The organism is Cyanobium sp. N5-Cardenillas (genome assembly GCF_024345515.1).
In the GTDB taxonomy this organism is placed as follows: Bacteria; Cyanobacteriota; Cyanobacteriia; order PCC-6307; family Cyanobiaceae; genus Cyanobium.
This window is the reverse complement of the sequence record NZ_JAGQBG010000173.1, coordinates 1-6864: the sequence shown is the minus strand read 5'-3', so window position 1 is coordinate 6864 and position 6864 is coordinate 1. Positions and strand designations below refer to the sequence as shown.

The following is a 6864-nucleotide window of genomic DNA, read 5'->3' as shown; positions in this document are numbered from 1 at the left end:
CTGGTGTATCTGCTGGACAGCGAACGCATGGTGGCGGAACCACCGGCCGGCAAACAGGTCTTCAGCAAGTTCCGTCTGCAGCAGCAGGGCAGCTCCAAGCCTGCCATCACCAAGCCGTGAGCCTGGTACTGGAGAGGGTGGCGATCACCCTCGCAGGTCGCCCCCTGGTGAGTGACGTGAGCCTGGATCTCCGTCCCGGTGAGGTGGTGGGGCTCCTGGGCCCGAACGGGGCCGGCAAGACCACCACCTTCAACCTGATCACCGGGCTGCTCCGGCCCGACTGCGGCAAGGTGCTGCTGGATGGGGATTCCGTCGCCCATCTGCCGATGCCGCGTCGCGCCAGGCTGGGCATCGGCTACCTCCCCCAGGAGGCGAGCGTGTTCCGCCAGCTCAGCGTTCGCGACAACCTGATGCTGGCCCTCCAGGAGAGCGGTTCGGATCCGGCCGTGCGTCGCCAGCGGCTCGAGGAGCTGATCAACGACTTCCATCTGGGCAGCTTTCAGCACCGCCGCGGCTACCAGCTCTCCGGTGGCGAACGGCGCCGCTGCGAGGTGGCCAGGGCCCTGGCGGTGGGGAACCAGGGTCCCCGCTACCTGCTGCTCGATGAACCCTTCGCCGGTGTGGATCCCATGGCCGTGGCCGACCTCCAGGCCCTGATCGATACCCTGCGCCATCGTCGGATGGGGGTGCTGATCACCGACCACAACGTGAGGGAGACCCTGGCGATCACCGACAGGGCGTACATCCTGGCCGATGGCAGGATTCTGGCGTCAGGTCCTTCCCTGTCGGTGGCCAACGATCCCCTGGTGCGTCGTCACTACCTCGGCGAGGGCTTTCAGCTTTGAAGGGAGCTCTGCTGGAAAAACGCCCCACCTGGCTGCAGTTGCCCAGCCGCGAGCGGCTGCGGGACTGGCAACGAACCCCGCGCTGGCGGGATCTGCCCCTGCTGGATCGCTGGTTGCTGCAGGAGCTGCTGGGCCCCCTGCTGTTCGGCATTGCCGCCTTCACCGCCGTCTCCCTGTCGGTGGGAGCCGTGTTCGAGCTGGTGCGGCGGGTCGCCGAATCCGGCCTGCCGGTTCTGGCGGCGGTGAAGGTGCTGTTGCTGCGGCTGCCCTCCTTCCTGGTGCTCTCGTTCCCGATGGCCACCCTGATGGCCACCCTGCTGGCCTACAGCCGCCTGTCCGGGAGCAGCGAGCTGACCGCCCTGCGCAGCGTGGGCGTGAGCACCCGGCGCATGGTGCTGCCGGCCATGGCCCTGGCCCTGGTCATGACCCTGCTCACCTTCGTGTTCAACGACGCCATCGTGCCGCGGGCGAACCTGGAGGCCACCAACAGCCTGGAGCGGGCCCTGGGCAAGGACATCGCCACCGAGCAGAGCGACAACGCTCTCTATTCCCGCTTCACCGATGTCAAGTTGGCGAACGGAGACTCGGTGAAGTGGCTGACCCACATCTTCCATGCCCGCCAGTTCCGCAAAGGGGTGATGCTCGACGTCACCCTGCTCGACTTCTCCCGCCACGGCTATCGCCAGATGCTCACCGCCCTGACCGGCAAGTGGAGTGAGGAGCAGGGCATGTGGGAGTTCAACAAGGGCCGCATCACCAACATCGACATTGCTACCGGGACCACCACCTCCGCCAGCTTCGACCGTTACCTCTACCCCTTCACCCGCGATCCGATCGAGGTGGCCCAGCTGCCCACCGATGCCGGCACCATGACGGTCGGACAGGCGCTCACGGCCGAGCGGCTGCTGCTGGAGGCCAACAACACCAAGGAAGCCCGACGCCTGCGCGTGCGGATCCAGGAGAAGTTCGCCTTCCCGGCCATCTGCCTGGTGTTCGGACTGATCGGCAGCAGCCTGGGGGTCCGCCCCAACTCGCGCACCAGCCGCAGCCAGGGGTTCGGTATCAGTGTCCTGCTGATCTTCGGCTACTACCTGATGTCCTTCATCTTCAGCTCCCTGGGCATCACGGGCACCCTGATGCCCTTCATGGCGGCCTGGTTGCCCGTGTTCATCGGTCTGGCCGGCGGTCTGTGGCTGCTGCGCCAGGCGAGTCGCTGAGGCCCCAGCCGCCGGACGACACGGCAGAGTGGATCGGTTTCGCTCCGCTCCTTTGGTGAACGATCCGGTCATCGGTCTTGGTCTGGCGGCCTTCGCCCTGCTGTTGCTGGTTCTGCCCATCGCCTTCTGGTCCGTCAGCGGCGGCCACAGCAACCCGGTGGTCAGGATCCTGGTGGCTTCGGCCAATCTTTGCCTCACCGCCCAGCTGGTGCTCCGCTGGTGGGAGTCGGGCCACTTCCCGATCAGCAACCTCTACGAATCGCTCTGTTTCCTGGCCTGGGCCTGCACCCTCACCCAGCTGCTGGTGGAGCGCAGCTGGCCCAACCCCCTGGTGGCGGCGGCGGCCACGCCGATGGGCCTGGGCTGTGTGGCCTTCGCCAGCTTCGCCCTGCCGGATCGCCTTCAGGAGGCCTCCCCCCTGGTGCCGGCGTTGCGCTCCAGCTGGCTGGTCATGCACGTCAGCGTGATCATGGTCAGCTATGCCGCCCTGCTGGTGGGCTCCCTGCTGTCGGTGGCCGTGCTGTTCGTCGATCGCAACCAGGATCTGGAGCTGCGCGGCAGCTCGATCGGCAGCGGCGGCTACCGCCAGGCCCAGCTGGCCAGCGACGGACCCGGCGCCATGGCCCTGAGCAGCAGCAGCTTCCGCATCAGCGAACAGCTCGACAGCCTCAGCTACCGCACGATCACGGTGGGCTTCCTGCTGCTCTCCGTGGGCCTGGTGAGCGGGGCCGTCTGGGCGAATGAGGCCTGGGGCAGCTGGTGGAGCTGGGATCCCAAGGAAACCTGGGCCCTGATCTGCTGGCTGGTGTACGCGGCCTACCTGCACACACGCCTGATCCGCGGCTGGCAGGGGCGTCGCCCGGCGATCGTGGCCTCCGCCGGCCTGGTGGTGATCGCCGTCTGCTACATCGGCGTTAATCTGCTCGGCATCGGCTTGCACAGCTACGGCTGGTTCCTGGGTGACTAAAACAGGGCCTGCCTGGCGTCGGGCGTTGCCGGAACCGCATTTCCGGATCCCCCTGATCCTCCTGGCAGGGCTGGCCTTGAGGCTGGCCCTCTCCGCCATCCTGCCGCCGGGTTACGACGAGGCCTATTACACCTTCTACGGGCAGCATCCTGCCCTGAGCTACTTCGACCATCCCGCCGCGGTGGGGATCTGGGCCTGGGCAGGCCAGCGGTTGGGGGGATCGATCCTCGCCCTGAGGCTTCCCTCCCTGGTGAGCTACACCCTCGCGCTCGCCCTCCTGGCCGAGGCGACGAAGCGTTGGTTCGGCCAGCGGGCCGCCCTGGTGAGTGCCCTGCTGGGCAGCTTCTGTCCGCTTCTGCTGCTGTGTGGAGGGGTCCTGCTGCTGCCGGACAGCCCCCTGCTGCTGGCCCTGGCCGTCCTGCTCTGGTGGTTGTCCCGACACCCGAAGGTGATTCCAGGCACGCCGGCGGAGGCCATCGGCCTTGGCCTGATTCTGGGCCTTGTCACCCTGGGGAAGTACCACGCCTTCCTGGTGCTGCTCTCCCTGCTGGGATGGTGCCTTGGATCTGCCCATCGGCAGGCCCTCTACCGCAGCCCCTGGCCTGCCCTGGGGTGGCTGGTGTGGCTGATCGTGTCGGCGCCTCTGTGGCTCTGGAACATCGACCATGGCTGGGTCTCCTTTCTCTTCCAGGGCGGCCGTACCGATGCCGGGGTCGGTTATTCACTGGCAGCCCCGCCCCTGTTTCTGCTCTCCCAGCTGGTACTGCTCTTCCCGACCCTCGGCGTCGTTCTGCTGCTGGCTCTGCTGCCCCGATCAGGCCGGGATCGGGCCGTCGCGGCCAGGCAGCTGCTGCGCTGGCTGGTGCTGCCGCAGCTGGTGGTGTTCGTGGCCCTGACCGGACGGATGCATGTTCTCGCCAGCTGGCTGGTGCCGGCCTGGTGGCTGCTGCTCCCCCTCGCCGCTGACTGGCTGGCCGGCCTGCAACGGCCCAGACTGCGGCCCTGGATCGTGGCGGGGGGCTGGGGCACGGCCCTGGTCCTGCCGCCGTTGCTGCTGACCCTGGCCACCCAGGTGCGCTGGGGGGTGTTCGACCCCTGGTTGCCGGCCGGTCTGGACACGTCGACCCAGCTGATGCCGCCTGACAGCCTGCGCCGGGGCCTGCAACGCCACCCTGCCCTGTGGAAAGCCCTCCAGGAGGCCGATCTCATTGCCGCCAACCGCTACGACCTGCCGGGCTTCCTCTCCCTGGCCATGGGTCGCGGCCATGGGGTGACGTTCACCACCTTCAACCCGGACGCTAGGGGCTTCGCCTGGTGGCAGCCTGCCGACGGCTTCCGGGGCCGCACCGGCGTGGTGTTCGGCCTTGAGGAGCCTGGCAAGCCCCTGGTTCCGGCCTCCTGGGTGCCCTGGATGGGGAGCGTGGAGTCCCTGGGCACCGTGGAGATTCTTCGGGCCGGAAGACCGGCGCTGCGGCTGGCCTTTGCCCGTTTCGGCCCCCTTCCCTACCCGTTGCCTCGCTTCTATGGACCCAGGGCCCAGGCGGGCCCGTTGCCCTGAGGGGCCGGGCCCGCCCAACGGGGGTGGTTCAGACCAGGGCCGGTTCCGGGCGGCGGCTGTTGCGGATGCCGGTGATGGCCTCGGCGTAGTCGGCGTGGCCGAAGACCCCCGAGCCGCTGACGATCGCGTTGGCGCCGGCCTCGATCACCTGCCAGGCGTTGCTGCCCTTGACGCCGCCATCGACTTCGATCCAGGGATCCAGGCCGCGTTCGTCACAGAGGCGACGCAGCTGGCGGATCTTCTCCACCTGGGAGGGGATGAAGCTCTGGCCGCCGAAGCCGGGGTTGACGCTCATGATCAGCACCAGATCACAGAGCTCCAGGCAGTAATCGAGGGTGTCGAGGGGGGTGCTGGGGTTGAGCACGGCGCCAGCCATTTTGCCCAGGTCCTTGATCTGGCTCAGGTTGCGGTGCAGATGGGGGCAGGCCTCCACCTGGACGCTGATGATGTCGGCGCCGGCCTTGGCGAAATCGGCCACGTAATTCTCGGGCTCGACGATCATCAGGTGCACGTCCAGGGGCTTGGTCGTCACCGGCCTCAGGGCCTCGACGATCAACGGCCCGATGGTGATGTTGGGCACGAAGCGGCCATCCATCACGTCCACGTGGATCCAGTCGGCACCGGCGGCGTCGACGGCGCGGACGTCGTCACCGAGGCGCGAGAAGTCGGCGGAGAGGATCGACGGGGAGATCACCAGGGGCTTGGTGCTCATGGACGGCCACCGCAGCGGAAGAATGAAGGGATTGTAAGGAGCGGCCCACCGTGGGGCTCCCGGGGGGGCCCGGACGCGCTGATACGATGGCCCCGCTTCGACTCCGAGAGGCCTTGCAGCGGCTGGATCTTTCCCCGCTTTGCCTGCGGTCCGCCTCCGGCGTGCCGGCCCCTCGTTGAGGCCCCTCCCCCCGCCGGACCGTTGTGGATCGCACTCTCATCCAGGAACTGCTCGAAGTCGTCGAGCAGGCCGCCATCGCCTCTGCCCGCCTGACAGGGCTCGGCAAGAAGGACGAAGCCGATGCCGCTGCCGTGGAGGCGATGCGCACCCGCATGGGCAGCATCACCATGCAGGGCCGCATCGTCATCGGCGAGGGCGAGCGTGATGAGGCCCCCATGCTGTACATCGGCGAGGAAGTGGGCAGCGGCACCGGCCCCGGTGTCGACTTCGCCGTCGACCCCTGCGAAGGCACCAACCTCTGCGCCAACGCCCAGGACGGCTCGATGGCCGTGCTGGCCGCCAGCGACCGCGGTGGCCTCTTCTACGCCCCCGATTTCTACATGAAGAAACTGGCGGCGCCGCCGGCCGCCAAGGGCAAGGTGGACATCCGCAAGAGCGCCACCGAGAACATCGCCATTCTGAGCGAGTGCCTCGGCATCCCCGCCAGCGACCTCACCATCGTGGTGATGGACCGCGCCCGCCACAAGGGCCTGATCGCCGAGATCCGCGCCACCGGCGCCCGCGTCAAGCCGATCAGCGACGGTGACGTGCAGGCCGCCATCGCCTGCGGCTTCGCCGGCACCGGCACCCATTGCCTGATGGGCATCGGCGCCGCCCCCGAAGGCGTGATCTCCGCCGCCGCCCTGCGCTGCCTCGGCGGCCACTTCCAGGGCCAGCTGGTGTACGACCCCGCCGTCGCCCAGACGAGCGAGTGGGCCGACTACACCAAGGAGGGCAACATCGCCCGCCTCAACGAGATGGGCATCACCGACGTCGACAAGGTGTACGAGGCCGAGGAACTGGCCTCCGGCGAGAACGTGGTCTTCGCCGGCAGCGGCATCACCCCCGGCCTGCTGTTCAAGGGCGTCGTGTTCGAGGCCGACTGCACCCGCACCAGCAGCCTGATCATCAGCTCCCTCGACCGCAGCGCCCGCTTCACCGATACGGTGCACATCAAGGAGGGCGCCAAGAGCATCGCCCTGCGCTGAATCCACCAGAGCCCGGATCCCGGAGCCCGCCTCCATGCACATCGCCGTCGTCGGTCTGAGCCATCGCACGGCTCCGGTGGAAATCCGCGAGCGCCTGAGCATCCCCGAGCAGACCATGGAGGACTCCCTCCAGCGTCTGCGGGCCGATGAACAGGTGATTGAGGCCTCGATCCTGAGCACCTGCAACCGACTGGAGATCTACACCCTCCTGCGCCATCCCGAACGGGGCATCAGCGCCGTCGGCGACTTCCTCAGCCAGCAGTCCGGGCTGGCGGTCGAAGAGCTGCGCCCCCACCTGTTCACCTACCACCACGAGGAGGCGGTGGGCCACCTGCTGCGGGTGGCCGCCGGCCTCGA

6 protein-coding genes and 1 pseudogene are annotated in these 6864 nt (G+C 68.1%); 6 read left to right on the top strand and 1 reads right to left on the bottom strand.

Going from position 1 to position 6864, the window contains the following annotated elements:
* The first annotated feature begins 116 nt into the window (after positions 1-116).
* Genes lptB through KBZ04_RS12855 form a run of 4 tightly spaced genes read left to right on the top strand, consistent with a single transcriptional unit; the run spans position 117 to position 4587 of the window.
* Positions 117-845 (top strand): LPS export ABC transporter ATP-binding protein, encoded by a 729-nt coding sequence (lptB, locus tag KBZ04_RS12870; RefSeq protein ID WP_254992304.1) that lies wholly within the window; start codon positions 117-119, stop codon positions 843-845.
* Positions 842-2062, top strand: a complete 1221-nt coding sequence (locus tag KBZ04_RS12865) for an LptF/LptG family permease (RefSeq protein ID WP_254992303.1) — start codon at positions 842-844, stop codon at positions 2060-2062. The genes lptB and KBZ04_RS12865 overlap by 4 nt, the downstream gene beginning before the upstream one ends.
* A gap of 55 nt (positions 2063-2117) precedes the next feature.
* Positions 2118-3029, top strand: a complete 912-nt coding sequence (gene ccsB / locus KBZ04_RS12860; protein ID WP_254955912.1) for a c-type cytochrome biogenesis protein CcsB — start codon at positions 2118-2120, stop codon at positions 3027-3029.
* Between the two features lie 25 nt (positions 3030-3054).
* On the top strand, positions 3055-4587 hold the full coding sequence (locus KBZ04_RS12855) for a glycosyltransferase family 39 protein (protein WP_254992301.1): 1533 nt from the start codon (positions 3055-3057) through the stop codon (positions 4585-4587).
* Between the two features lie 28 nt (positions 4588-4615).
* On the opposite strand, the gene rpe is transcribed toward KBZ04_RS12855, so the two are convergent.
* Positions 4616-5299 (bottom strand): ribulose-phosphate 3-epimerase, encoded by a 684-nt coding sequence (gene rpe, locus KBZ04_RS12850; RefSeq protein ID WP_254992300.1) that lies wholly within the window; start codon positions 5297-5299, stop codon positions 4616-4618.
* 203 nt (positions 5300-5502) lie between these two features.
* Here rpe and glpX point away from each other — a divergent pair, with 203 nt between their 5' ends.
* Together glpX and KBZ04_RS12840 are read left to right on the top strand one after the other, a co-directional pair.
* The gene (gene glpX, locus KBZ04_RS12845) at positions 5503-6507 is read left to right on the top strand and encodes a class II fructose-bisphosphatase (RefSeq protein ID WP_254992299.1); all 1005 of its coding nucleotides are present in this window, start codon (positions 5503-5505) and stop codon (positions 6505-6507) included.
* A gap of 34 nt (positions 6508-6541) precedes the next feature.
* Positions 6542-6864 (top strand): annotated as a pseudogene (locus tag KBZ04_RS12840) (glutamyl-tRNA reductase); the annotation flags it as partial.